This window comes from Mycobacterium sp. 1245852.3 (assembly GCF_001669335.1).
Classification (GTDB): Bacteria; Actinomycetota; Actinomycetes; order Mycobacteriales; family Mycobacteriaceae; genus Mycobacterium; species Mycobacterium europaeum_A.
On sequence record NZ_LZLL01000630.1, the window covers coordinates 35,156 to 60,428 of the forward strand.

The following is a 25,273-nucleotide window of genomic DNA, read 5'->3' on the forward strand; positions in this document are numbered from 1 at the left end:
CAGTGCGCTAGCTTTTCATGCATGGTCACCATGCCCGCGCTGGACGGCGTCGAACACAGGTACGTCGAGCTGGGAAGCGGCGTCACCATCCATGTCGCGGATGCCGGTCCGGCCGACGGACCGGCCGTCATGCTGGTGCACGGCTTCCCGGAGAACTGGTGGGAATGGCACGAGCTGATCGGTCCGCTGGCCGCCGATGGTTACCGGGTGGTGTGTCCCGACCTGCGGGGTGCGGGCTGGAGTTCGGCGCCGCGCTCGCGGTACCTGAAGGCGGAGATGGCCGAGGACCTTGCGGGCGTGCTGGACGACTTGGGCATCGCCAAAGTGAAGCTGGTCGCCCACGATTGGGGCGGGCCCGCGGCTTTCATCATGATGTTGCGCCATCCGGAGAAGGTGACGGGCTTTTTCGGACTCAACACCGTGGCGCCCTGGGCGAAGTTCGATTTGGCGGCGGTCCGCGACCTCTGGCGCTTCTGGTATCAGGTCCCGATGTTGCTGCCCGTGATCGGACCTCGGGTGCTCAGCGATCCCCACTGGCGGTTTCCCCGGATCCTGGGTTCGTGGGTCGGCGGCGGGTTCCCGCTGCCCGAGGACAGCGTGCGGTTATACGCGGAGTGCATGCGCGAGCCAGGGCACGCGGAGGCCGGATCGCGGTGGTATCGCAGCTTCCAGACCACAGAGATGCGCAGCTGGCTGGGGGGTGAGTACGACGATCACCGAGTCGACGTACCGGTGCGCTGGCTGAGCGGTACCGATGATCCGGTGATCACTCCGCGGCTTCTGGACGGATACGCCGACCACATAAGCGATTTCGAGGTGGAGCTGGTCGACGGAGTCGGTCACTGGATCGTCGCGCAACGACCCGATTTGGTGCTGGATCGGTTGCGCGGGTTCATGAAACTCTGAGTCAGTCGACGCCGATGGTGACTTCGGTCGACTTGATGAACACCGTTGCCTTCTGACCGACCTGAAGGCCGAGGTCGGTCGCGGCATCCTTGGTGACCGACGACGTGATCACCTGGTCGCCGCCGTCGAGAGTCACCTTGACCACCGCCATCACCGTGCCGAGATCGACCTCGGTGATGGTCCCCTTGAGCTGATTTCGGGTTGAAAGCCGCATCGCTAGGTCCTCCGTTTCCGCGCAAGCCATTCCGGCGATGAGCCTAGGCCCCGAAAACCACTCGCGCGATGGGTTCTACGCCGTCAGTGCCGGGGCCCCAACAGCGCGACGGAGGCATCCACGGCCGGTTCGACGATCTCACGGACGGCCCGACCGTCTTCGACCGCAAGCGCGGTGAGCTCACGCAGACCGCCCAACAGGATCACGGCCAACGGCGCCGTCAACGGAGGCAGCTTGGCGCGCCGAAATCCGGGACTGGCGCTGAGGTCGATCAGCAGGCTGGTCAGCAACTGCAGCCCGCGGCGCTGGACCGGGCGAGCGGCCGCACCCAGCGAGGGCAGTTCGCGGATCCAGCTCAACGTGATGGCCGGGCGGGCCTCGATGTATCCCACATAGGCCTCGACCGCCTGACGGATCTGGACGTGCCAATCGGCGTCGGGATCGACCGATGCCGCGATCTTGGCGCCCAACTTTTCGATGTCGACGGCCAGCAGCTCCAGAAAGCACTCTTCCTTGCCGCCGAAGTGGTCGTAGAAGGTGCGCTTGGAGGTCCGTGCGTAGCGGACGACGTCGGCGACCGTGCTGGCGCGGTAACCGCGCTCGCTGATCGAGGTGGCGAGGCCGTCGAGCAACCGGATTCGAAACGGATCGACCTCGCCGAGATCGGGGTCGCCGGCCGTTGCTGTCATTGCTGAGGTCACGGCCAGCGCCCCCGTTCGGTTCGAAACGCATCTTGTCAGCTTTGGTACTGCAGAGTACCGTACTCGGAAAAGGTCCGTGGTACATCGCGGTACCAACTCCGGCCCGGCAGATGTGGGGAGCAATGACGCCATGAGTGAACTAGCCACCGTCCCATCAGCCGCGGCCCATTTGCCACCTGCCGTCCGAAGCCCGAAGCTATTGCAGGGCATCGGCTTTGCCGCGTCACGACGAATGATGATGCGACGCCTGTCACGCCGTTATGGCAACGTCTTCACGCTGCGCCTGCCGATGTGGGGGCGTGTCATCATGGTCAGCGACCCTCAGCTGGCTAAGCAGATCTTCACCACCAGCCCAGACGAACTCGGCAACATCCAGCCCAATTTGAGCAGGCTGTTCGGCTCCGGCTCGGTATTCGGGCTCGAGGGTGATGACCACCGGCGGCGGCGGCGGCTGCTGGCGCCGCCGTTTCACGGCAAGAGCATGAAGAATTACGAGGCCATCATCGAAGAAGAGACGCTGCGCGAGATGGCCGACTGGCCGGAGGGCAGGTCATTCCCGACGCTGCCGCCGATGATGCGAATCACGCTCAACGCGATCCTGCGCGCGGTCTTCGGCGCCGAGGGCGCCGAACTCGACGAGCTACGCCGCCTCATCCCGCCGTGGGTCACCCTGGGTTCACGCCTTGCGGCGCTACCGAAGCCGAAGCGCTATTCCCGGTTCGGCCTATGGGGCCGGCTGGACAAGTGGCGGCGTCAATACGACGACGTCATCGAGAAGCTGATCGCCGCGGAGCGGGCCGACCCGGAGTTCGCCGAGCGGACCGACGTGCTCGCGCTGCTGCTGCGCAGCACCTACGACGACGGTGCGGCCATGTCACACAAGGAGATCGGTGACGAGCTCCTGGCTCTGCTGGCCGCCGGGCACGAGACCACCGCCTCAACGCTGGCTTGGGCATTCGAGCGGATCAGCCGGCACCCGGAGCTGCTGGCGAGGCTTGTCGAGGAGGCCGACGGGGCCAGTGATGGCGGCAACGAGCTGCGCCAGGCGACGATCCTGGAGGTCCAGCGAGCAAGGACCGTCATCGATTTCGCCGGTCGCCATGTCTACCCCGAGGCCTACCGGCTCGGCGAATGGGTGATCCCGCGCGGCTATTCGATCATCGTCGGCATCGCCCAGATACACGACAACCCCGATGTGTTCCCCGATCCCGGACGGTTCAACCCGCAACGGTTCATCGACACGAAACCGTCGGCGCTGGCGTGGATCCCGTTCGGCGGCGGGACGCGTCGGTGTGTTGGGGCGGCGTTCGCGAACATGGAAATGGACGTCGTGCTACGAACGGTGTTGCGAAACTTGACCATTGAGACGACGGACGCTCCCGGCGAGCGCTGGCACGGCCGCGGGGTCGCGTTCACCGCGAAGGACGGCGGCCGAATCGTGATGCGCCGCCGCTGAACTCGGCGCTAGGCTCCGCCTACTGGCCGGCGGCCGCGCGACGCGGCAGTTTCCAGCCCGGGCGGATGAAGTGGCAGGTGTACCCGTTGGGGTAGTGCTGCAGGTAGTCCTGGTGCTCGGGTTCAGCTTCCCAGAAGTCGCCGGCCGGGCTGACCTCGGTCACCACCTTGCCGGGCCATAGCCCCGATGCCTCGACATCGGCGATGGTGTCCAGCGCGATCCGCTTCTGGTCCTCGTCCAGATAGAAGATGGCCGACCGGTAACTGGTGCCCCGGTCGTTGCCCTGGCGGTCTTTCGTTGTCGGATCGTGGATCTGGAAGAAGAACTCCAGGATGGTGCGGTAGTCGGTGACCGCCGGGTCGTAGATGATCTCGATGGCTTCGGCGTGGGTGCCGTGATTGCGGTAGGTCGCATTGGGGACGTCACCGCCGGTGTAACCGACCCGCGTCGAAACCACGCCCGGCTGCTTGCGGATCAGTTCCTGCATCCCCCAGAAGCAGCCGCCGGCGAGAATCGCTTTCTGGTTGGTCATGCTTCGTCCTCCATAACCGGCTAGCACTCGGGCAGGAACAAGGCCAGGCTACACTCCGCCGATGAGCTGCAATGGTGCCGCGAAATCATGAACACGCCGAAGTTCTCGCGTAGCGAACTGGCCGCCGCGTTCGAGAAGTTCGAAGCGACCGTCGATGCGGCGGCGCGGTCGCAGGACTGGGACGCGTGGGTGCAGCACTACACGCCCGATGTGGTCTACATCGAACACGCGGCGGGCATCATGCACGGCCGCGACGAGGTCCGCGAGTGGATCAGCAGGACGATGGGCAGCTTTCCCGGCAGCCACATGGTCGCTTTCCCGTCGCTGTGGTCGGTGATCGACGAGGCCACCGGGCGCATCATCATGGAGCTCGACAACCCGATGCGCGATCCGGGCGACGGCACCGTCATCAGCGCGACGAACATCTCGATCATCACCTACGCCGGTGACGGCCTGTGGCGTCAACAGGAAGACATCTACAACCCGTTGCGCTTCGTGCGGGCGACATTGAAGTGGTGCCGCAAGGCCCAAGAGCTCGGCACCCTCGACGAGGAAGCCGCGCGTTTCATGGATCAGTACGGAGGGGCCCAGTGACCACCAGACCCAAGCTCGTCATCGGCGCCAACGGCTTCCTGGGTTCGCACGTGACCCGCCAGCTCGTCGCCGACGGTTTCGAAGTCCGGGCCATGGTGCGGCCGAACGCCAACACGCGCTCCATCGACGACCTGGACGTCACCCGGTTTCACGGCGACGTGTTCGACACCGCCGTGCTGCGCGAGGCGATGGACGGCGTGGATGACGTCTACTACTGCGTCGTCGACACCCGCGCCTGGCTGCGCGACACCTCTCCGCTGTTTCGCACCAACGTCGAGGGGCTGCGCAACGTCCTCGATGTGGCAATCGCGCAACCCGGCCTGCGCCGGTTCGTCTTCACCAGCACCTACACGACCGTCGGCCGGCGCCGCGGGCACGTGGCGACCGAAGACGACGTCGTGGGCAGTCGCGGGCTGTCGGACTACGTCAAGTCCCGGGTGCAGGCCGAGAACCTGGTGATGTGTTACGTGGCCGAGTCCGGCCTGCCCGCGGTGGCGATGTGCGTGTCGACGACATACGGCGACGGCGATTGGGGTCGCACCCCGCACGGTGCGTTCATCGCCGGCGCGGTCTTCGGCAAGCTGCCCTTCACGATGGAGGGCATCCAGCTGGAGGTCGTGGGCGTCACCGACGCGGCCCGGGCCATGATCCTGGCCGCCGAACGCGGCCGCATCGGCGAGCGATACCTGATCTCCGAGCGGATGATCGCGTTGAAAGAGGTGGTCCGGATCGCGGCCGACGAGGCCGGGGTGCCGCCGCCGCGGCGCTCGATCTCCGTTCCGATGCTCTACGCCCTGGGTGCGCTGGGCGACCTGCGGGCCCGGCTCACCGGCAAGGACGCCGAACTCAGCCTCGCCTCGGTGCGCATGATGCGTGCCGAAGCGCCCGTCGACCACAGCAAGGCCGTGCGCGAATTGGGCTGGCAGCCTCGCCCGGTCGAGGAATCCATTCGCGAGGCGGCCCGCTTCTGGGCGGCGATGCGAAATGCCAAGGGTAAGAGCGCGACTCCCGGCTGAACGCCACGCCGATCGCCGTTCAGGATGCGCCGCGGCCCGTCGTGGGGGACTAGCCTCGGGCGGTATGCCGACCGCGCGAGTACCCGTCGATCTCACCGGGGCGCCCCAGACCATGCTGGCGACGTTCTACGCGAAGGCGCTGGACGCCGACTTCGACAAGCCGATCCTGGGCGATCGGTACGCCAAGGAGATCGTCGAGCGCATCGACTACGACTGGAAGAAGACCACCATCACGGCGCGGCGAGCGCCGTCGGTGACCACCCGGTCGGCGCACTTCGACGACTGGACGCGCAAATTCCTTGCCGCGCATCCGCGTTCGGCCGTGCTGCACCTGGGCTGCGGGCTGGACAGCCGGTTCTTCCGCGTGCAGCCGGGTCCGGACGTCGAGTGGTACGACGTCGACTACCCCGAGGTTGTCGCGCTGCGCACCCAGCTCTACCCGAGCCCCGATCACTACCGCGTCATCGCCGCCTCGGTCACCGACCCGGCATGGCTGGAAGACATCACCGCCGACCGTCCCACCCTGATGATCGGGGAGGGGCTGACCATGTACCTCACCGAGCGGGACGGCATCGCGCTGCTGCGCCGGGTGGTCGACCGATTCGGTTCCGGCGAGTTGCAGTTCGACGCGTTCAACTGGCTCGGGATCAAGTCGCAATGGCTCAACACGGTGGTGCGGCGGTCGGGATCCACGCTGCACTGGGCGATCAACGGGCCCGACGACATCGTCAACGCCGTGCCGGGGGTGCGGCTGCTGGCCTGGGAACGATGGTTCGAGTCCGACACCTTCGCGCGGTTGCCCCGCCCAACCCGAGTCCTGGGCAAGCTCATGGCGCAGGTTCAGGCGGCTGCGAACATGGCGCAATACCACCGCTACGCATTTGGCCCGGCCGAACGGGAAGGCTAGGCCACGGACGCGCGTTGAACGACTGATAGGCGCCTGAAGGAGGAACCACCATGGCCCACCCGGAAATCAAAGAACCCAACGCGGGGCACCCGATCACCATCGAGCCGACCAAGGGACGGGTGCAGGTGCGCGTCAATGGCGAGCTCGTCGCCGACACCACCGCCGCGCTGGAACTGCGTGAAGCCACTTTGCCTGCGGTGCAATACATTCCGATCGCCGACGTGGTACAGGATCGGCTCACCCGGACGGACACCAGCACGTACTGCCCCTTCAAGGGCGACGCCAGCTACTACAGCGTGACCACTTCGGCCGGTGACACCGTCGACGACGTGATCTGGACGTACGAGCAGCCGTATCCGGCGGTCGCGGCGATCGCCGGGCATGTGGCGTTCTACCCCAACAAGGCCGACATCAGCGTGCTAGCTCAGTAGGGGACCCACCCGGGAAGCGCGGTCGCCACCGCGCGGGTGTCGCTGTAGAGGCGCATCGAGACGATCAGCCCGTCGCGGGTGTCGAAGATGCAGACGAACGGGCTGTCGTACTCGACGCCGGCGGACGTGGTGCCGCTGGCCTGCGCCTCCACCACCACGGTCTCCCCCTCGTTGACGCAGCGCACCAGGTCGATGGTCAGTTCGAGCTCCTGTTTGCGTCGCTCCACCCCACGCCGAAACGCGTCCTTGTCACAGGACGTGCGGGTGTAGAGCGTCCAGTAGGTGAAGTCGTCGCTGAGCAGGGAGAAGCCCTCGTCCAGATCGCCGCCGTCGCTGGTGCTCTGCAGGAACATCCAGGCCAGTTCGCCCTGCGGGTCATCGAACGGCGTCATCACAACGCAATATTGACGTGGGACGCAGTTCACGGTCAATCACGGCAGTCGGGGAGTCATCAGGTGGAAAGCGCGCGCACGGTCGTGTTCCCCGGAGCCGTCAGCTTCGGGCACACGTTGGCGCCCCTTCGCCGCGGCCGGGGGGATCCGTGCTTCCGGACTCCCGGTGACGGCTCGATCTGGCGTACCAGCCTGCTACCCACCGGTCCGGTCACGGCCCGGATCAGCCGCGTCGCCCACAACGCCGCGCACGCGGTGGCGTGGGGCGGCGGCGCGCAGGAGTTCGTCGAGATGCTGCCCGCCCTGCTCGGTCTCGAGGACGACGACTCGGACTTCGTGCCGCACCATCCGACGGTTGCCGCCGCCCAGCAACGGGTGCCGCACCTGCGCCTGGGAAGAACCGGCCTGGTGCTGGAGGCGCTGATCCCGGCCATCATCGAGCAGCGGGTGCCCGGCGCCGATGCGTTTCGCGCATGGCGGGTGCTGGTGTCGAAGTACGGCACGCCGGCGCCGGGGCCGGCGCCCAACGGGATGCGCGTCATGCCGGCCGCGGAGGTCTGGAGATATATCCCGTCGTGGGAGTTTCATCGCGCCAACGTGGACCCGAGACGGGCGCAGGCGGTGGTGACCTGCGCGCGTCGGGCCTCCTCGGTGGAGCGGCTGGCGGGTGGGCCGGCCGGGCAGGCGCGTGCGGCGCTCATGTCGCTGCCGGGCGTGGGGGAGTGGACCGCCGCCGAGACGGCACAACGCGCCTTCGGTGACGCCGACGCCGTGTCGGTGGGCGACTACCACATCCCCAAGATGATCGGCTGGACGTTGCTGGGGCGGCCCGTCGACGACGCCGGCATGCTCGAACTGCTCGAGCCGATGCGCCCGCACCGCCAGCGCGTGGTCCGGCTCCTCGAGGCCAGCGGACTGGCGTACGAACCGCGCCGCGGGCCGCGGCTGCCGGTGCAGCAAATCCACTCACTTTGATCCGTCGCGTTTTTCACTATCGCCATCGGGTACCCAACGGGGCAGTAACCGTGTGTGAACCCCGTGGAAGGAAGCTAGGAAACAAGCGATGACTCAGTTCACGATTCCGGGATTGACCGACAAGCAGGCGGCGCGGCTCACCGAACTGCTGCAAAAGCAACTGAGCACCTACAACGATCTGCACCTGACGCTCAAGCACATTCACTGGAACGTGGTGGGCCCCAATTTCATCGGCGTGCACGAGATGATCGACCCGCAGGTGGATGCGGTCCGCGGGTTCGCCGACGATGTCGCCGAACGCATTGCGGCCCTTGGTGCTTCGCCGCAGGGTACTCCCGGCGCCATCATCAAGGACCGCTCGTGGGACGACTATTCGGTCGGCCGCGACACGGTCCAGGCCCACCTGGCCGCGCTGGATCTGGTGTACACCGGCGTGATCGAGGACATCCGCCAATACATCGACGAGACAGACGAACTCGACCAGGTGACCCAGGACCTGCTGATCGGGCAGGCGGGTCGGCTGGAGAAGTTTCAATGGTTCGTCCGGGCGCACCTGGAAAGCGCCGGCGGAGAGTTGGCTCACCAAGGCAAGAGCACCGAGAAGGACGCCGCAAGCAGCGCTCGTGGCAAATCCTGACGGTTATGCTAGTCACGGTGCTTGGAATCGGCTTTCCGCGAACCGTTTTTGGGGACTAGGACATTGATGCGGTCTCCGGCCGTGAGTTGCACGGCGGGTTGGGCGTCGACCAGCTGCCGGTTGTGCACTACGGATACCGGGAGGTGGCCCGCCGGCCAATCGAGGTCGTCGAGCGTGCGTCCGACCGCGGCCGAATCCGCCGCCAGAGTGTGCTCGATGATGCAGTATCCGTCGAGTTGACTTCGCGGATCGTGTTCGTTCTCGGGACTTTTCGGGTCCGCGGAGTCACCGCCGAGATTCGCGGCGGTGGGGCTGGGTTCGACACCTGTGACGTAGGCACTGACGGCGCGCAGCACGTTCTGGTTGGTCAGCCAACCCTGAACGCGGTGCGCGTTGGTATCGATCACCGGTAGTCCATCGCGGCCGTAGAGCACCAGCTGGCGCAGGGCCTGCGCGAGGCTGTCGTTGGCAAACAGCGCCTGCGGTTCCCGAATCCGGGTCACGGGGCCGAGGAGTTGTGTTCTGTCGTGGGTGGTGTCGCTTGTCGGGTGGGTCAGGTCCAGTGGAGTGGCAAATGGATGCATGGCCTCAGCGACCGTGAGGCCCGCAAAAGCGTGGGCGGGGGCGGGGCGATCGATGTCGATGCCCCGGCGTAGCAGCTTGGCGGTGTAGATGGTGCCGTAGGAAAGCCCGCGCGACACCGTGGTTCCCACGGCGACGGCCAGCATGACCGGCAATGTCAGGGTGAAGTCGCCGGTCATCTCGACCGTGCTGGCCAGCGCGGTGAGCGGGGCCCGGGCGGCGGAAGCGAATACCGCGCCCATGCCGACGATGGCATACAGCGCGGGATGTCCCACCGCAGTGCCGATGACGTGCTGGACGATCAGCCCGAACGCCATGCCGGAAGTAGCCCCCACGAACAACGACGGAGCGAACACGCCGCCGGAGCCGCCGATCCCGATGGTCAAGCTGCACGCCAGCATTTTGCCGCCGGCGAGGACCACCAGGAACCACAGAGCGTAATGGCCGGCAAAGGCGGCGTACATGACCGGGTAGCCCACCCCGTACAGCTGCGGCACGGCGAGCAACAGCAGGCCCAGCACCAATCCACCGACCGCCGGTCGCGCCCAGTCCGGGCGCTCGCCCCAGAGCCGATCACACAGATCCTCCGTCTTGTACAGGACGTTTTTGAACACGATGCCCAGCACCCCGGCGACCGCCGCAAGAAGGGCGATCAGCAAGTAATTGGCAATGTGATTGAGCTCGATGCCCTCGGGAAGCTTCGTGAGGAAAGGGGCGGAGCCGAAGAACACGCGGGCGATCACGTCGGCGACCATTGCCGAAAGCATGATGGTGAAGATCGCCTCGACCGAGAGTTCACGCAGGATCAGTTCGACGGCGAAGAACACCCCGGTGATCGGGGCGTTGAACGTTGCCGAGATGCCGCCGGCGGCGCCGCACGCCACCAGCACCCTTAGCCGATTCTCCGGCATCCGCACCCATTGACCGAAGCTTGATGCCAGCGCCGCACCGATCTGCACGATCGGCCCCTCCCGACCGACCGAGCCGCCGGTTCCGATGCACATCGCCGAGGCCAGCGCTTTCACCACCGTCACCTGCGGGCGGATGCGGCCGCCGTTCTCTGCGACGGCGATCATCACTTCCGGGACGCCGTGGCCACGCGCCTCGCGCGCGAACCGGCTGATCAGTGGCCCGTACAGCAACCCGCCGATAACGGGGATGACCGCGTAAAACGCGATCCCCAACCAGGGCAGGTGGTCGCTGGCCGCCCACCCCTGTTGGCCGAACTCGTCATGGCCGGTCGCCAGCCAGGTGAAGCCGAAGACCAGGTAGCGGAACGCGACCGCGCCGAGCCCGGCGCCGACCCCCACCACGATTGCCACGCAGAACAAGCCCAGTTGGTTCGCCCGCAGCCAGCTTGCGAGCTGTCCCGGAAACCCGGCCCCCGGCTTTCGCGTGCGGGCCGGGTGACCGGCTGATTTGTCCTGCCCCATGCCCGTCACCCTCCCCAGCGTTCTTTTCAATCGTTGCGTCGAAACCATGTTCGAAGGTCACCCGCACCCGCGACGAATATTTATGTCAGCAAATATTGCCCTATGGAACTATCGGCCGCCTGTTACGAGCCCCAGGAATAAGTGGACCTCAGTCCGGTTATATGGGGCATCCACCAAACGAGGAGCCCGATGCCTGCAATCACGGCTGACACCATGACCCTGCCGCGAGTGAGCGGCCCCGGCCCCGCGGATGCCGAGCGGGCCGTCCGATCGATCACCACCTGCCCGCGCGGCTACGAGGGCGAGGGTTTTCCGGTGGTGCGCGCCTTCGCGGGCGTCAGCACCGCCGCGCTCGACCCGTTCGTGCACATGGACCAGATGGGTGAGGTCGACTACCAACCGGGCGAGCCCAGGGGCACCGATTGGCATCCGCACCGCGGCTTCGAAACGGTGACCTACATGCTCGACGGGAAGTTCGCGCACCAGGACTCGCACGGTGGCGGCGGCCTGATCGCCGACGGCGCCACGCAGTGGATGACGGCCGGGTCCGGCATCCTGCACATCGAGACCCCGCCGGCCGAACTGGTCGACAGCGGCGGGCTCTTCCACGGCATCCAGTTGTGGGTCAACCTGCCGAAAAAGGACAAGTTCGCGCCCCCGCGCTATCAGGCCATCGAGGGTGGCGACGCTGCCCTGCTCGCCTCCGACGACGGCGGGGCGTTGGTCCGCATCATCGCCGGCGAGATCGACGGCCACCGGGGTCCGGGCATCACTCACACCCCGATCACCCTCGCCCACGCGACCATCGAGAACGGGGCCCGGCTCAACATCCCGTGGCGGCGCGATTTCAACGCGCTGGCCTACGTGCTGTCCGGCAGCGGGTACGTCGGTCCGGTCGCGCACCCGATCCGCCAGGGGCAGTTAGCGGTCCTGTCAGCCGGCGATCGGATCACGGTCGGCGCCCAGCGGGCACCGGATTCGAGCGGCCTGCCGGTCCGGGGCGCCATTGATGTGCTGCTTCTGGGCGGGCGGCCGATTCGCGAACCGGTATTCCACTACGGCCCTTTCGTGATGAACACTCGGGCGGAATTGATCGAGGCGCTAGAGGACTACCGAGCTGGAAAGTTTGGCACCATTCCGCCAAATGCGCTAATGCCGCACCGCGGGGGTGGCACACTTTAGCAATGCATCCCCGGGGGAATCGCAGGCCGGGGCGTCCGCCCGCCGCGAAAGCCGACGAGACGCGGCAGCGGATCATCCAAGCCGCCCGTCTGGTCTTCAGCGAGCGCGGCTACGACGGCGCGACGTTCCAGGCCATTGCGGCGCGCGCCGACCTTACCCGACCGGCGATTAACCATTATTTCTCGAGCAAACGAGCGCTTTATCGCGAAGTTATGGACGAGACAAATGAATTCATCATCGGAGCAGGAATTAAACAGGCCGAAGGCGAGACGGGGCTGGTAGCACGGCTGACGGCGTTCATCTCCGCGGCTGTTAAAGCGAATTCGGAAAATCCCGCCGGTTCGGCGTTCATTATCGGCGGCGTACTCGAATCGCAGCGGCATCCGGAGTGGAGCGCAACCGAAAATGATTCCGTGCGGGTGGCGCGAGAATTTCTGATGCGCGAAGTGAACGAGGCGATCGAGCGCGGCGAGGTCGTCGCCGACATCGATGCGTCCGCGTTGGTCGAATCACTGCTCGTGGTGATCTCGGGGGTGGGCCTGTACGCGGGTTACATCAAGAGCTATAAGGAAATGCTGGCTGTCACAGGGATGCTGCGCCAGCTCCTGGAAGGCGCGCTCTGGCGGCCGGAGGCCTAGCCCCTTCGACGCAGTGAAGTTGCGCACAAAGCGTATAGGCTAACTAACTTATCCCGGTACCATGGTCGGGATATGACTGACCTGGATGCCTCGCCACCGCCTTCCGTACGGTCTGCCGGCGACAGCTGGACCATCACCGAACTCGTCGGCGCCACCGCGCTGGGCGTCGCCGCGTCGCGCGCGGCCGAGACCGCCGGACCCGATCCGCTGATCCGCGACGAGTTCGCGCGCCTGCTGGTGTCGTCGGCCGGACCGGCGTGGGCCCGGTTGGCCGACCCTGAGCTCGGCTGGCTCGACGGTGATCAGCACGGCCAGCGCGCGCATCGGTGCGGCATCGACTACCAAGCCGTGCGCACCCACTTCTTCGACGAGTACTTCGCCGGGGCCGTCGACGCAGGCATCCGCCAGGTGGTGATCTTGGCCGCCGGCCTCGACTCCCGGGCCTACCGGCTGGACTGGCCGACCGGCACCACGGTCTACGAGATCGACCAGCCCCAGGTGCTCGAGTACAAGGCGGGCATCCTGCAGCAGCACGGCGCCGTGCCCACCGCAATCCGGCACCCCGTCGCGGTGGACCTGCGCGACGACTGGCCCGCGGCCCTGACCGCCGCCGGGTTCGACCGCACGCGGCCCACCGCGTGGCTGGCCGAAGGCCTGCTCCCGTACCTGCCCAGCGACGCCCAGGACCGGCTGTTCGAGATGTTCACCGCGCTGAGCGCACCCGGCAGCCAGGTCGCGATCGAGATGTTCGGCATGAACTCGCGCAGCAACTCGCAGCGCTGGCTGCGGATGCGGGAGCGGCTCGGCCTGGACGTCAACGTCCAGGCGCTGACGTACCACGAGCCGGACCGTTCGGACGCCGCGGCGTGGCTGGCCGAGCACGGCTGGCAGGTGCACAGCGTGAGTAACCGCGACGAGATGGCCCGGCTGGGGCGTCCAGTGCCCGACGACCTGACCGACGAGGCGGTCCGCAGCACCCTGTTGCGGGCGCGTCTCGGCACGCCCACCGCCTGACCGAGGATCGATCCAAGGAGCAACGCCATGAGTTCACTGCGCACGCACGACGACACCTGGGACATCAAGAGCAGCGTCGGCACCACCGCGGTGATGGTCGCCGCGGCGCGGGCCATCGAGACCGAGCAGCCCGACGCGCTGATCCGCGACCCCTACGCCCGGCTGCTGGTCAACAACGCCGGCGCCGAGGTGCTCTGGGAGGCCATGCTCGACCCGGAGGTCGTGGCCAAGATCGAAGCCATCGACGAAGAATCCGCCGCCCGGATCCAGCACATGCGCGGCTACCAGGCGGTGCGGACCCACTTCTTCGACGAGTACTTCGCGAACGCCGTCGCCGCCGGGATCCGGCAGGTGGTGATCCTCGCGTCGGGTCTGGATTCGCGGGCGTACCGCCTCGACTGGCCGGCCGGCACCACCGTCTACGAGATCGACCAGCCCCAGGTGCTGGACTACAAGACCACGACGCTGGCCGAAAGCGGCGCCACGCCGTCGGCCGACCGCCGCGAGGTGGCGATCGACCTGCGCGAGGACTGGCCGACCGCGCTGCGCGCCGCCGGCTTCGACCCCGCCCGGCCCACCGCCTGGCTGGCGGAGGGATTGCTGATGTACCTGCCCGCGGAAGCCCAGGACAAGCTGTTCACGCAGATCGGCGAGCTCAGCCCGGCGGGCAGCCGCGTCTCCGCCGAGACCGCACCCATGCACGCCGAGGAGCGGCGCCAGCAGATGCGCGAACGGTTCAAAAAGGTGGCCGACCAGCTCGGCCTCGAGGAGACCGTCGACGTCGGCGAGCTGATGTACCGCGACGAGCACCGTGCGAACCTCGCCGACTGGCTCAACGAGCACGGCTGGCGCGCCACGGCGCAGAACTCGATCGACGAGATGCACCGCCTGGGTCGTGGGGTGCAGAGTTCCGAAATCGACGAAGACCGGGACGCCTTCTCCGACTTCGTCATCGCCGAGCGCCTGTAGCGGCCCGCACCGGCTCGTCGACCGTCCGTTGGCTCGCGGCTCCGGTTACCGGGAATTCGCCTGGTCATCGGGGACAATGGTCACTCATTATGGCCAGTGGCGGATCGGGGCGATCGCACCGTTGGGTGCTGCTCAAGGGCCGCCTGGTCGCCAGCATCGCGTCGGCTTTCGTCATGGCCATCACCGGCGTCGGCTGGACGGGCTACCACACCGCGCTGGGCAGGATCATCATCTCCCACGCGCTGCCCCATGCGGCGACGACGCTGGACGGCAACCAGAACATCCTGCTGATGGGCTTGGACAGCAGGTTGGATCAGAACGGTCAGCCGCTGCCCCAGGAGATCTACGACGCGCTGCACGCCGGTGACGAAAGCTCGGGCGGCTACAACGCGAATGTCCTTATCGTCGTGCATCTTTCGGACGGTGACGGGCCCGTCACCGCGATCTCGATTCCGCGCGACGACTACGCGGAGCTACCGGGCTGCCCGGGGTCGGTCTGCGCCGGCAAGATCAAGCAGGCCTACGGGCTGGCCTATCAGCAGTCGCTGAATTCGCAGGCGGCCGGGAAATCGGGTGGGGCGGGCGCCACCAATCTGGCGGCCCGCGAGCAGACCGCCCGCGAGGCTGGGCGCAAGGCCGAAATCAGCGCCGTCAACGACTTTCTGGGGATCTCCGTCGACCACTTCGTCGAGATCACGCTGGGCGCGTTCTTTCAAATCGCCAAGGCCGTCGAGCCGATCACGGTGTGCCTCAACGCCGACACGCGGGACAGCTATTCGGGTGCCGACTTCCATCAGGGGGTGCAGCGCATCGACGCCGCGGACGCGATGGCCTTCGTGCGGCAGCGCCGCGACGAAAACGACGGCTCCTTCACCGATTTCGACCGGACGCGACGGCAGCAGGCGTTCCTGGTGTCGTTGGTCCAGGCGGCTCGCAGCGGTGGTGCGCTGTCCAGCGTGAGCGGGCTGCGTAAGCTGCTGCAGGTCGCCCGAGACAACGTCGCCGTCGACGACGGGCTCGACATCATGGAATTGGCCTCGCGGGCCTCGCAATTGAGTGAGCGGCCGCTGTCGCTGTACACCCTGCCCATCTCCGGCTTCGGCAAGGACGCCAACGGGTCCGACATCAACCAGGTCGACCTTCCGACGATCCGGCGCATCGTCAACGAGCGGTTTATGTCCGACACGCCGGTCGCGCTCGAGGCCGCGTCACCGGCCACCCAGCCGGCACCCGTGCTGACCGAACCCGTGATCCTCGACGTCGTCAACGCGGCCGCACGGGACGGACTCGCGGCCGCCATCGAGGAGGCCTTCGCGGCCCGCGGCTTCACCCGCGGCAGCGCCACGACCGCGGCGGCCCCGGCCGACGACAGCGCCATCGAATACGGCCCCGGGGCGGACCGCGGCGCGCAGCTCCTGGCCGACCAGCTGCATGTGCCCGCGACGGCGAACGGCGCCGTGGCCGCGGGCACCGTGCGGCTGACGGTGGGGACGGGGTTTCCCGCGGCGGACTACCTCGCCCACCCCGGCGCGACGACCGACCCGTCGGGGTCCGGGCAGGTGAGTGCCGTCGCCGCCACCGGCACCGGCGACCGCGCCCCGGCGCCGACCGACCTCAGCCAGATGACCGCGGCGAAGGTGCCCTGCGTCAAGTAACCGCGCCGCAACCGCGGTGGTACTGCCCGGCGAGACCGGGGTTGGCCGGATCCTTCCTATTGCTCTCCCAACCGGATGGTTAGTATCGCGGTTATCACCGATGAGCGGCCGCCTTGCAGCGGGACTCTGCTCGGGAAGGACAATGATGACCACCGAATCGGTTGCATCGCAGACATCGCTCGCCAAGGACTCCACCAACGGGGCGGCTGCGGCCGACGTCCCCGCCACGGTTGCCCGCCTTCGTCAGACCTTCGCCACCGGACGTACCCGCGACGTCGAATGGCGCAAGCGGCAGCTGCTGCAACTGGCGAAGCTGATGGAGGAGAACGAGGCCGCGATCGCCGCCGCGCTCGCCGAAGACCTGGACCGCAGCCCCTTCGAGGCCTACATCGCTGACATCGCCACCACCGCCGGCGAAGCCAAGTACGCGGCCAAGAAGGTGCGGAGGTGGACCCGCCGCAAGTACCAGCTGCTGGAGGTGCCGCAACTTCCCGGCCGCGGTTGGATCGAGTACGAGCCCTACGGCACCGTGTTGATCATCGGCGCCTGGAACTACCCGTTCTATTTGACCCTGGGTCCGGCCGTCGGAGCGATCGCCGCCGGAAACGCCGTCATCCTCAAGCCGTCCGAGATCGCGGCGGCGTCCGCGCACCTGATGGCCGAGCTGGTGCCGAAGTATCTCGACAAGGACGCCATCGCGGTGGTCGAGGGCGACGGCGCGACGAGCCAGGAGCTCATCGCCCAAGGCTTGGACCGCGTGCTGTTCACCGGCGGCACCGAGATCGGCCGCAAGGTCTACGAGGGCGCGGCACCGCACCTGACGCCCTGCACTCTGGAGCTCGGCGGCAAGAGCCCGGTCATCGTCGCCGCCGACGCCGACGTGGAGGTGGCGGCCAAGCGGATCGCCTGGATGAAACTGCTCAACGCCGGACAGACCTGTGTGGCACCCGATTACGTCCTGGCGGACGCCACGATTCGCGATGAACTGGTCGATAAGATCGGTGCCGCCATCACCAAATTCACCTCGGACAAGCCGGGCGGCATGCGGGTGGTCAATCAGCGCCAATTCGACCGGATCAGCGGTTACCTGTCCAGCGGAGACGGCAAGGTCACCGTCGGCGGGGCCTGCGACGCGTCGAACCTGCGCATCCAGCCCGCCGTCGTGGTGGACCCCGACCCGAACGGGCGGCTGATGCAGAACGAGATCTTCGGTCCCGTCCTGCCGGTGGTCACCGTCCAAAACCTGGACGAGGCAATACGTTTCGTGAACTCAAGGCCCAAGCCGCTGTCGGCCTACCTGTTCACCAAGCGGCGCGAGACGCGCGAGCGGGTGATCAAGGAGGTGCCGGCCGGCGGCATGCTGGTCAACCACATCGCCTTCCAGGTGTCGACGGCCAAGCTGCCGTTTGGTGGGGTCGGCGCTTCGGGGATGGGGGCCTACCACGGCCGCTATGGCTTCGAGGAGTTCAGCCACCGCAAGTCGGTGTTGACCAAACCCACTCGGCCCGACCTGTCGAGCTTCATCTACCCTCCGTACACCGAACGGGCCTTCAAGATGGCCCGCCGAATGTTCTGACCCTGGTTTCACCGAAACCGTTGCAACACTGAGTTTTTCACAGCAGAGAGGAAACGTATGCCCGGAGTGCAGGATCGCGTCATCGTCGTCACCGGAGCCGGTGGAGGCCTGGGCCGTGAGTACGCCCTGACCCTCGCCAAGGAGGGCGCCAGCGTCGTCGTCAACGACCTCGGCGGTTCGCGTGACGGCACCGGCGCCGGCCATAACATGGCCGACCAGGTGGTCCAGGAGATCAAGGACGCCGGCGGGCGGGCGGTCGCCAACTACGACAGCGTCGCCGAACCCGAGGGCGCCGAGAACATCATCAAAACCGCGCTCGACGAATTCGGCGCCGTGCACGGCGTGGTCAGCAACGCCGGCATCCTGCGCGACGGCACCTTCCACAAGATGTCCTTCGAGAACTGGGACGCCGTGCTCAAGGTGCACCTCTACGGCGGCTACAACGTCATCCGCGCCGCCTGGCCGCACTTCCGTGAGCAGAGCTACGGCCGCGTCGTCGTGGCCACCTCCACCAGCGGACTGTTCGGTAACTTCGGCCAAACCAACTACGGCGCAGCCAAACTCGGCCTCGTCGGCCTGATCAACAGCCTGGCGCTGGAGGGTGCGAAGTACAACATCCACGCCAACGCGGTCGCCCCGATCGCCGCCACCCGCATGACCGAGGACATCCTGCCCAAGGAGGTGCTCGAGAAGCTGACCCCCGAATACGTCGCACCCGTGGTGGCCTACCTGTGCACCGAGGAAAACCCGAACAGCGCTTCGGTTTTCGTCGTCGGTGGCGGCAAGGTGCAGCGCGTCGCGCTGTTCCAGAACGCGGGCGTCAACTACGACAAGCCGCCGACGGTGGAGGACATCGCCTCGCAGTGGGGCGAGATCACCGACCTGTCCGCGGCGAAGCAGGCGGACTTCAAGCTGGGCTGAGCCAGCCGCGACCGGGTGGTCAGCGAGTCAGGCGAGCAGTTCGCCGCGCAGGCGTTCGACGTCCGCCTCGCTGACACCCGCGTCGCTTAAATAGGCGTCCAGGGACCCGAATTCGTCGTCGATCGTTTGGCGCGCGGCGTCCAGGTATTCCGGACGCACGCCGAGGACTCCGTCGGACAGCCGCGCCTCGGTGAACGTCATGACTTCCGGGGTGAGTTCGACGTCGGAGCGCTGCTTGATCATCTCGGAGATGTGGTCTCGGAGTTGGGGGACCGCGGCGTTGCTGCGCAGGTAGTCGGCGATGATGGTGTCGCGGTCGACGCCGAGCACTTCCAGCACCGTCGCGATCACGAAACCGGTCCGATCTTTGCCCGCGAAGCAGTGCGTGAGCACCGGGCGCCCGGCACCCAGCAGCGAAAAGACTTGCCGCACAGCACGTTGCGCCCCGTTGCGGGTCGGAAACTGCCGGTACTCGTCGATCATGTGACGAACGGCGGCCTCGTTGACGGCCTCGTCGGATTGGTTCGGGTCGCCTTCGAACAGCCGACGGAACGCGTGCTCGTGCGGGGCCTCGTTGTCGGTCGGTGCATCGTCGCCGAGGTCGGGAAGGGGCAGCCGGTGGATCTCGACGCCGTCGGGGACCAGCCCCGGGCCGCGCCGGGCGACTTCCTGGTTCGCGCGCAGGTCGGCGACATCGGTGATGCCCAGCTCGAGCAGCGTTGCGCGTCCGGCGTCGTCGAGCCGGCTCAGCTCACCGGACCGGAACAGCCGCCCGGGCCGAAGCGCGCTCGCGCCGTCGGCGACGTCGCGAAAGTTCCACGCGCCGGACAGTTCTCGCAACGCCTCGGTCATCCTGCGGTGACCGCCGCGGCGAAGGCCGACTGTTCGCGGCCGATCTCGGTGCGCGCGATGGTCCGCATGTGCACCTCGTCGGGTCCGTCGAAGATGCGCATGGCGCGGTGCCAGCCGTAGAGGCGGGCCAGCACCGTGTCGTCGCTGACGCCGGCGGCGCCGTGTACCTGGATGGCGCGGTCGATGACGTCGCACGCGACCTGCGGTGCCACCGCCTTGATCTGCGAGACCAACAGGTGGGCGGCCTTGTTGCCGTGCTGATCGATGGTCCACGCCGCTTTTTCGCACAGCAAGCGGGCCTGGTCGATCTCGTTGCGGGACTTCGCAATTGCTTGCTGCACCAGACCCTGGTCGGCCAGCGGCCGGCCGAAGGCGATGCGGTTGTTCGCGCGGTGCACCATCAGCGCCAGCGCACGTTCGGCGCCGCCGAGCGCGCGCATGCAGTGGTGGATGCGGCCCGGGCCCAGCCGGGCCTGGGCGATCGCGAAGCCGCCGCCCTCCTCACCGAGCAGATTGGTGGTTGGTACCCGCACGTTGTCGTAGATGATCTCGCAGTGCCCGTGCTGGTCCTGCCAGCCGAACACCGACGTCGAGCGCACCACCGTCACGCCCGGGGTGTCCATCGGCACCAGCACCATCGACTGCTGCTGGTGACTCGCGGCGTCGGGGTTGGTGCGGCCCATCACGATCAGGATCTTGCAGCGCGGGTCGGCCGCGCCCGAGGTCCACCATTTACGGCCGTTGATGACGTAGTCGGCGCCGTCGCGCACGATCGACGTCTCGATGTTGCGGGCGTCGCTGCTGGCGACCGCCGGCTCGGTCATCGAGAACGCGCTGCGGATCTCGCCCGCCAACAACGGCTCCAGCCACTGCTTGCGCTGCTCCTCGGTGGCGAACAGGTGCAGGGTCTCCATGTTCCCGGTGTCCGGCGCCGCGCAGTTGACCGCCTCGGGCGCGAGCTCCAGGCTCCAGCCGGTGAGCTCGGCCAGCGGGGCGTACTCGAGGTTGGTCAACCCCGACTCGGCCGGCAGGAACAGGTTCCACAGGCCCCGCTCTTTGGCCTTGACCTTGAGGTCCTCGATGACGGGCGGGACCGTGTGATCGTGTGGGCCGGCTTCTTCGCGGTATTTGTCGTATTCGGCCTCGGCCGGAAAGACGTACTCGGTCATGAAGTCGGACAGTCGCTTGTGGTAGTCGATGGCTTTGGCCGACATCGCGAAGTCCATGCCCGTCACGATAGGACACGTGTCGAGTCGCCGGGTTTCCGGTCGTCAGCGCGGTGCTTACGCCGGGGTGAAAGCGCGCCGGCGGGGCGGCACGATAGAGGCATGAGTGAAGCCCGCCCCCCGTTCCCGCCGTTCACCCGGGAAACCGCGATCCAGAAAGTGCAGGCGGCCGAGGACGCCTGGAACACCCGCGATCCCCACCGCGTCAGCCTGTCCTACACCGTCGATTCGCAGTGGCGCAATCGCGACGAACACGTCGTGGGCCGCGACGAGATCGTGGCGTTTCTGACCCGCAAGTGGCAGCGCGAACTGGATTACGCACTGCGCAAGAGCCTTTGGGACTTCCACGACAACCGCATCGCGGTGCGGTTCCAGTACGAGTGCCGCGACGCGTCCGGCCAGTGGTATCGCAGCTACGGCAACGAGCTGTGGGAGTTCACCGAGTCCGGACTGATGGCGCGGCGCGAAGCCAGCATCAACGACGTGCCGATCGAGCAATCGCAGCGGCGCTACTTCGGGCCCCGACCGGAGTCCGAACACGGCCACGACATCCCGCTTTGGTAGCAACAACGCCGGCTTGTGACCTCACAACGGTGCGGGCGCTACTGCGTCGCGCGGCGGCGGCGAACCATCGACCGGAGCGTCGATCGCCTTCGGCCGGGGTATCCCGCCTTGGGTCGCCGGAGCCGTTGACGCGTCCATGGTGAAACCTGGTTAAGGTAGCGAAGCGCGCGGCCGAGCCGACGCCACGTCCATCGGCAGGGACAGTACGGGAAAGTACGGAAAGTAGATGTACGCGCCATGACAAATGCGCAGACGACGGTAGGAGTGGTCGCCGAATCCGGCCCCGACGAGCGGCGGGTCGCGCTGGTGCCGAAGGCGGTCGCGTCGCTGGTGAACAGCGGCGTGGCGGTGGTGGTCGAATCCGGCGCGGGGGAGCGGGCGTTGCTGCCCGACGCGCTCTACACCGAGGCCGGGGCCAGCATCGGCGACGCGTGGGCCGCCGACGTGGTGGTCAAGGTCGCGCCGCCGACCCAGGCCGAGGTCGCCAAGCTGCACAGCGGTCAGACGCTGATCGGTTTCCTCGCGCCGCGCAACGCCGAGAACTCGATCGGCGCGCTGAAGCAGGCGGGCGTGCAGGCGTTCGCGCTCGAGGCCATCCCGCGGATCTCGCGGGCCCAGGCGATGGACGCGCTGTCGTCGCAGGGCAACGTGGCCGGTTACAAGGCGGTGCTGCTGGCGGCCTCGGAGTCCACCCGGTTCTTCCCGATGCTGACGACGGCGGCCGGCACCGTGAAGCCGGCCACCGTGCTGGTGCTCGGCGTCGGGGTGGCCGGGCTGCAGGCGCTGGCGACGGCCAAACGGCTGGGCGCCCGTACCACCGGTTACGACGTCCGGCCCGAGGTGGCCGACCAGGTGCGCTCGGTGGGCGCGCAGTGGCTCGACATCGGAATCGACGCCTCCGGCGAGGGTGGCTACGCCCGTGAGCTGACCGACGAGGAGCGCGCCCAGCAGCAGAAGGCTTTGGAGAAGGCGATCAGCGGCTTCGACGTCGTGATCACCACGGCGCTGGTCCCCGGACGCCCGGCGCCACGCCTGGTCACCGCGGCGGCGGTGGAGGCGATGAAGCCCGGCAGCGTGGTGGTGGACCTGGCCGGCGAGACCGGCGGCAACTGCGAGCTCACCGAGCCCGGCCAGACCGTCGTCAAGCACGACGTCACCATCGCGTCGCCGCTGAACCTGCCGGCCACCATGCCCGAGCACGCCAGCGAGCTCTACAGCAAGAACATCACCGCACTGCTGGACCTGCTGCTCACCGACGGCAAGCTGGCCCCCGACTTCGACGACGAGGTCGTCGCGGACTCCTGCGTGACGCGGGACTGAGAGGACTACATGTACGACGAGCTATTGGCCAACCTGGCAATCCTGGTGCTGTCCGGATTCGTCGGGTTCGCGGTCATTTCCAAGGTGCCCAACACGCTGCACACGCCGCTGATGTCGGGCACCAACGCCATCCACGGCATCGTGGTGCTGGGCGCGCTGGTGGTGTTCGGCTCGGTCGAGCACCCCTCGCTGGCGGTGCAGATCATCCTGTTCGTCGCGGTGGTGTTCGGAACCCTGAACGTCATCGGCGGGTTCATCGTCACCGACCGGATGCTGGGCATGTTCAAGGGCAAAAAGAAGCCGCTGCCCGCCAAGGCCGAGAGCACGGAAGCGCCGGCCGCCAAATGAATTACCTGGTTATCGGCCTCTACATCATCTCGTTCGCCCTCTTCATCTACGGCCTGATGGGCCTGACCGGACCCAAGACGGCGGTGCGCGGCAACCTGATCGCCGCGGTCGGCATGGCGCTGGCGGTGGTGGCGACCCTGATCAAGATCCGCCACACCGACCAGTGGGTGCTGATCATCGCCGGCCTGGTGGTGGGCGTCGTGCTCGGCGTCCCGCCCGCCCGCTACACCAAGATGACGGCCATGCCGCAGCTGGTGGCGTTCTTCAACGGCGTCGGCGGCGGCACGGTCGCGCTGATCGCGCTCGCGGAATTCATTGAGACGCAAGGTTTTTCGGCCTTCCAGCACGGCGAGTCGCCGACCGTGCACATCGTGGTGGCCTCGCTGTTCGCCGCGGTCATCGGGTCGATCTCGTTCTGGGGATCGATCATCGCGTTCGGCAAGCTGCAGGAGATCATCTCCGGATCGCCGATCGGCTTCGGCAAGGCGCAGCAGCCGATCAACCTGCTGCTGCTGGCCGGGGCGGTGGCCGCGGCCGTCGTCATCGGCCTGCACGCGCATCCGGGCACCGGCGGCGCGCCGCTCTGGTGGATGATCGGGCTCCTCGCCGCCGCGGGCGTGCTGGGCCTGATGGTGGTGCTGCCCATCGGCGGCGCCGACATGCCGGTGGTCATCTCGCTGCTGAACGCGATGACCGGGCTCTCGGCCGCGGCCGCGGGACTGGCGCTGAACAACACCGCGATGATCGTCGCGGGCATGATCGTCGGCGCGTCCGGTTCGATCCTGACCAACCTGATGGCCAAGGCCATGAACCGCGCGATCCCCGCGATCGTCGCCGGCGGCTTCGGCGGCGGCGGGATCGCGCCGAGCGGCGGCGACAGCGGCGACAAGACCGTCAAGGCCACCTCGGCCGCCGACGCCGCGATCCAGATGGCCTACGCCAACCAGGTGATCGTGGTGCCCGGCTACGGCCTCGCGGTCGCCCAGGCCCAGCACGCGGTCAAGGACATGGCGGCGCTGCTGGAAGACAAGGGCGTGGAGGTCAAGTACGCCATCCATCCGGTCGCCGGCCGGATGCCGGGCCACATGAACGTGTTGCTGGCCGAGGCCGAGGTCGACTACGACGCCATGAAGGACATGGACGATATCAACGACGAGTTTGCCCGCACCGACGTCGCGATCGTCATCGGCGCCAACGACGTCACCAACCCGGCGGCCCGCAACGACGCGTCCAGCCCGATCTACGGCATGCCGATCCTCAACGTGGACAAGGCCAAGTCGGTGATTGTGCTCAAGCGGTCGATGAACTCCGGTTTCGCGGGCATCGACAACCCGCTGTTCTACGGCGAGGGCACCAGCATGCTGTTCGGCGACGCGAAGAAATCGGTGACCGAGGTCGCCGAGGAACTCAAAGCGCTGTAACAGCGGAAAAAGCGCCGCTGCGCTGGGCGGTTAGACGGGCGGGTACGCCGGCGGCGGGTAGCCGTTTCCGTCGGTGACCCCACGCAAGCCCCAGGTCAGGTACCGCATGAAGAACTCGATCTCGTCGCTTCCGTCGTAATCCGGACTCGGATCCATCGGCCCCACCTCTCGACTCATCGCGTTCGATCAGGAGTCTAGTCGCATACGCCTGCACGTGACACCCGGCGTTTTGCTTAAACTGTCCAACCAGTTAGTTGATAGCTGTTCTGGGCCGCACCGCCCCTGGCCTGGCCATACCGACGATAGTGAGAACAGATGCCCACCGACAGCATCACCCCGAACGGGCTGACCCGGCGCGAAGAGCTGCTGGCGGTTGCCACCAAGCTGTTTGCTGCGCGCGGCTATCACGGCACCCGGATGGACGATGTGGCCGACGTGATCGGGCTGAACAAGGCGACGGTCTACCACTACTACGCCAGCAAGTCGTTGATCCTGTTCGACATCTACCGCCAGGCCGCCGAGGGCACGCTGGCCGCCGTGCACGACGACCCGTCCTGGACGGCGCGCGAGGCCCTCTACCAGTACACCGTCCGGCTGCTCACCGGCATCGCCAGCGATCCGGAACGGGCCGCGGTGTACTTCCAGGAGCAGCCCTACATCACCGAATGGTTCACCAGTGAGCAGGTCGCCGAGGTCCGGGAGAAGGAAGCCCAGGTCTATCACCACGTGCACGGCCTGATCGACCGCGGCATCGCCAACGGCGAGTTCTACCCGTGCGACTCGCACGTGCTGGCGCTGGGCTACATCGGCA

The 25,273-nt window shown here is 67.2% G+C and carries 27 protein-coding genes and 1 pseudogene; 20 read left to right on the forward strand and 8 right to left on the reverse strand.

The genetic code is table 11. The annotated features are described in order from the left end of the window. Nucleotides 1-21 precede the first annotated feature (21 nt). Nucleotides 22-906 (forward strand): alpha/beta fold hydrolase, encoded by an 885-nt coding sequence (locus tag A9W96_RS29415; RefSeq protein WP_067021274.1) that lies wholly within the window; start codon nucleotides 22-24, stop codon nucleotides 904-906. Nucleotide 907: 1 nt separating this feature from the next. Here the strand turns inward: A9W96_RS29415 and A9W96_RS29420 are convergent, their stop codons facing one another. After that, nucleotides 908-1,120, reverse strand: coding sequence for a molybdopterin-binding protein (locus A9W96_RS29420; protein ID WP_066882046.1), 213 nt, complete (start codon nucleotides 1,118-1,120; stop codon nucleotides 908-910). An 83-nt stretch (nucleotides 1,121-1,203) separates the two neighbouring features. Beyond that, entirely contained in the window at nucleotides 1,204-1,809 is a 606-nt protein-coding gene (locus A9W96_RS29425) for a TetR/AcrR family transcriptional regulator (RefSeq protein ID WP_066868178.1), read from the reverse strand. Between the two features lie 142 nt (nucleotides 1,810-1,951). On the opposite strand from A9W96_RS29425, the gene A9W96_RS29430 reads away from it, so the two are divergent. Continuing rightward, entirely contained in the window at nucleotides 1,952-3,277 is a 1,326-nt protein-coding gene (locus A9W96_RS29430; protein WP_067144671.1) for a cytochrome P450, read from the forward strand. Here the strand turns inward: A9W96_RS29430 and msrA are convergent. After that, nucleotides 3,269-3,809 (reverse strand): annotated as a pseudogene (msrA, locus tag A9W96_RS29435) (peptide-methionine (S)-S-oxide reductase MsrA); the annotation flags it as partial. The gene A9W96_RS29430 and the pseudogene msrA overlap by 9 nt on opposite strands. Nucleotides 3,810-3,896: 87 nt before the next feature. Here msrA and A9W96_RS29440 point away from each other — a divergent pair. The 4 genes from A9W96_RS29440 (at nucleotide 3,897) to A9W96_RS29455 (ending at nucleotide 6,757) form a co-directional block, all read left to right on the forward strand. Next, nucleotides 3,897-4,403, forward strand: coding sequence for a nuclear transport factor 2 family protein (locus A9W96_RS29440; protein ID WP_067144673.1), 507 nt, complete (start codon nucleotides 3,897-3,899; stop codon nucleotides 4,401-4,403). Further along, the gene (locus A9W96_RS29445) at nucleotides 4,400-5,419 is read left to right on the forward strand and encodes an NAD-dependent epimerase/dehydratase family protein (protein ID WP_067144675.1); all 1,020 of its coding nucleotides are present in this window, start codon (nucleotides 4,400-4,402) and stop codon (nucleotides 5,417-5,419) included. The genes A9W96_RS29440 and A9W96_RS29445 overlap by 4 nt, the downstream gene beginning before the upstream one ends. Nucleotides 5,420-5,483: 64 nt before the next feature. Next, complete coding sequence (locus A9W96_RS29450; RefSeq protein WP_067144677.1) at nucleotides 5,484-6,326, forward strand: class I SAM-dependent methyltransferase; 843 nt, start codon at nucleotides 5,484-5,486, stop codon at nucleotides 6,324-6,326. Between the two features lie 50 nt (nucleotides 6,327-6,376). Beyond that, a complete protein-coding gene (locus A9W96_RS29455; RefSeq protein ID WP_066868190.1) occupies nucleotides 6,377-6,757 on the forward strand; it encodes a DUF427 domain-containing protein in 381 nt (126 codons plus the stop codon). Here the strand turns inward: A9W96_RS29455 and A9W96_RS29460 are convergent. Continuing rightward, a complete protein-coding gene (locus A9W96_RS29460; protein ID WP_066868192.1) occupies nucleotides 6,751-7,152 on the reverse strand; it encodes a nuclear transport factor 2 family protein in 402 nt (133 codons plus the stop codon). The two genes, A9W96_RS29455 and A9W96_RS29460, sit on opposite strands and share 7 nt — an antisense overlap. Before the next feature lie 60 nt (nucleotides 7,153-7,212). On the opposite strand from A9W96_RS29460, the gene A9W96_RS29465 reads away from it, so the two are divergent. Next, nucleotides 7,213-8,124, forward strand: coding sequence for a DNA-3-methyladenine glycosylase (locus tag A9W96_RS29465; protein ID WP_067144679.1), 912 nt, complete (start codon nucleotides 7,213-7,215; stop codon nucleotides 8,122-8,124). A gap of 88 nt (nucleotides 8,125-8,212) precedes the next feature. Continuing rightward, nucleotides 8,213-8,761 (forward strand): Dps family protein, encoded by a 549-nt coding sequence (locus A9W96_RS29470; protein WP_066868196.1) that lies wholly within the window; start codon nucleotides 8,213-8,215, stop codon nucleotides 8,759-8,761. A gap of 8 nt (nucleotides 8,762-8,769) precedes the next feature. On the opposite strand, the gene A9W96_RS29475 is transcribed toward A9W96_RS29470, so the two are convergent. Next, nucleotides 8,770-10,776 (reverse strand): chloride channel protein, encoded by a 2,007-nt coding sequence (locus A9W96_RS29475; RefSeq protein ID WP_067144681.1) that lies wholly within the window; start codon nucleotides 10,774-10,776, stop codon nucleotides 8,770-8,772. Nucleotides 10,777-10,965: 189 nt separating this feature from the next. On the opposite strand from A9W96_RS29475, the gene A9W96_RS29480 reads away from it, so the two are divergent. The 7 genes from A9W96_RS29480 to A9W96_RS29510 all read left to right on the forward strand — a co-directional run bounded on the left by A9W96_RS29480 (nucleotide 10,966) and on the right by A9W96_RS29510 (nucleotide 18,731). Beyond that, complete coding sequence (locus A9W96_RS29480; protein ID WP_066868205.1) at nucleotides 10,966-11,958, forward strand: pirin family protein; 993 nt, start codon at nucleotides 10,966-10,968, stop codon at nucleotides 11,956-11,958. A 2-nt stretch (nucleotides 11,959-11,960) separates the two neighbouring features. Beyond that, nucleotides 11,961-12,596 carry a TetR/AcrR family transcriptional regulator gene (locus A9W96_RS29485; protein ID WP_066868207.1) on the forward strand — a complete coding sequence of 212 codons (636 nt, stop codon included), beginning with the start codon at nucleotides 11,961-11,963 and terminating at the stop codon, nucleotides 12,594-12,596. A 72-nt stretch (nucleotides 12,597-12,668) separates the two neighbouring features. Then, the gene (locus tag A9W96_RS29490) at nucleotides 12,669-13,610 is read left to right on the forward strand and encodes a class I SAM-dependent methyltransferase (RefSeq protein ID WP_066882065.1); all 942 of its coding nucleotides are present in this window, start codon (nucleotides 12,669-12,671) and stop codon (nucleotides 13,608-13,610) included. Between the two features lie 27 nt (nucleotides 13,611-13,637). After that, nucleotides 13,638-14,579, forward strand: coding sequence for a class I SAM-dependent methyltransferase (locus tag A9W96_RS29495; protein WP_067144682.1), 942 nt, complete (start codon nucleotides 13,638-13,640; stop codon nucleotides 14,577-14,579). An 89-nt stretch (nucleotides 14,580-14,668) separates the two neighbouring features. After that, entirely contained in the window at nucleotides 14,669-16,234 is a 1,566-nt protein-coding gene (locus A9W96_RS29500; protein WP_067144683.1) for an LCP family protein, read from the forward strand. A gap of 142 nt (nucleotides 16,235-16,376) precedes the next feature. Then, nucleotides 16,377-17,810: an aldehyde dehydrogenase family protein gene (locus A9W96_RS29505; protein WP_067144684.1), complete on the forward strand. Its 1,434-nt coding sequence runs from the start codon at nucleotides 16,377-16,379 to the stop codon at nucleotides 17,808-17,810. Nucleotides 17,811-17,867: 57 nt separating this feature from the next. After that, a complete protein-coding gene (locus A9W96_RS29510) occupies nucleotides 17,868-18,731 on the forward strand; it encodes an SDR family oxidoreductase (protein WP_066868214.1) in 864 nt (287 codons plus the stop codon). 27 nt (nucleotides 18,732-18,758) lie between these two features. Here the strand turns inward: A9W96_RS29510 and A9W96_RS29515 are convergent, their stop codons facing one another. Next, complete coding sequence (locus A9W96_RS29515; protein ID WP_066868216.1) at nucleotides 18,759-19,583, reverse strand: tyrosine-protein phosphatase; 825 nt, start codon at nucleotides 19,581-19,583, stop codon at nucleotides 18,759-18,761. Beyond that, nucleotides 19,580-20,797, reverse strand: coding sequence for an acyl-CoA dehydrogenase family protein (locus tag A9W96_RS29520; RefSeq protein ID WP_066868243.1), 1,218 nt, complete (start codon nucleotides 20,795-20,797; stop codon nucleotides 19,580-19,582). The genes A9W96_RS29515 and A9W96_RS29520 overlap by 4 nt, the downstream gene beginning before the upstream one ends. 114 nt (nucleotides 20,798-20,911) lie before the next feature. Here A9W96_RS29520 and A9W96_RS29525 point away from each other — a divergent pair, with 114 nt between their 5' ends. From A9W96_RS29525 to A9W96_RS29540, 4 genes are all read left to right on the forward strand, one after another. Beyond that, nucleotides 20,912-21,373 (forward strand): nuclear transport factor 2 family protein, encoded by a 462-nt coding sequence (locus A9W96_RS29525; protein WP_066868218.1) that lies wholly within the window; start codon nucleotides 20,912-20,914, stop codon nucleotides 21,371-21,373. A gap of 237 nt (nucleotides 21,374-21,610) precedes the next feature. Then, nucleotides 21,611-22,693, forward strand: coding sequence for a Re/Si-specific NAD(P)(+) transhydrogenase subunit alpha (locus tag A9W96_RS29530; protein WP_066882075.1), 1,083 nt, complete (start codon nucleotides 21,611-21,613; stop codon nucleotides 22,691-22,693). 9 nt (nucleotides 22,694-22,702) lie between these two features. Beyond that, nucleotides 22,703-23,041 carry an NAD(P) transhydrogenase subunit alpha gene (locus A9W96_RS29535; RefSeq protein WP_066882077.1) on the forward strand — a complete coding sequence of 113 codons (339 nt, stop codon included), beginning with the start codon at nucleotides 22,703-22,705 and terminating at the stop codon, nucleotides 23,039-23,041. Further along, nucleotides 23,038-24,462: an NAD(P)(+) transhydrogenase (Re/Si-specific) subunit beta gene (locus A9W96_RS29540; protein ID WP_067144685.1), complete on the forward strand. Its 1,425-nt coding sequence runs from the start codon at nucleotides 23,038-23,040 to the stop codon at nucleotides 24,460-24,462. Before A9W96_RS29535 ends, A9W96_RS29540 begins: the two co-directional genes overlap by 4 nt. Nucleotides 24,463-24,492: 30 nt before the next feature. Here A9W96_RS29540 and A9W96_RS31935 read toward each other — a convergent pair whose 3' ends face one another. Further along, nucleotides 24,493-24,618, reverse strand: a complete 126-nt coding sequence (locus tag A9W96_RS31935) for a hypothetical protein (protein WP_003874194.1) — start codon at nucleotides 24,616-24,618, stop codon at nucleotides 24,493-24,495. 159 nt (nucleotides 24,619-24,777) lie between these two features. Here A9W96_RS31935 and A9W96_RS29545 point away from each other — a divergent pair. Continuing rightward, nucleotides 24,778-25,273: TetR/AcrR family transcriptional regulator (locus A9W96_RS29545; protein ID WP_067144686.1), on the forward strand; the 496-nt coding region annotated here is incomplete at its 3' end.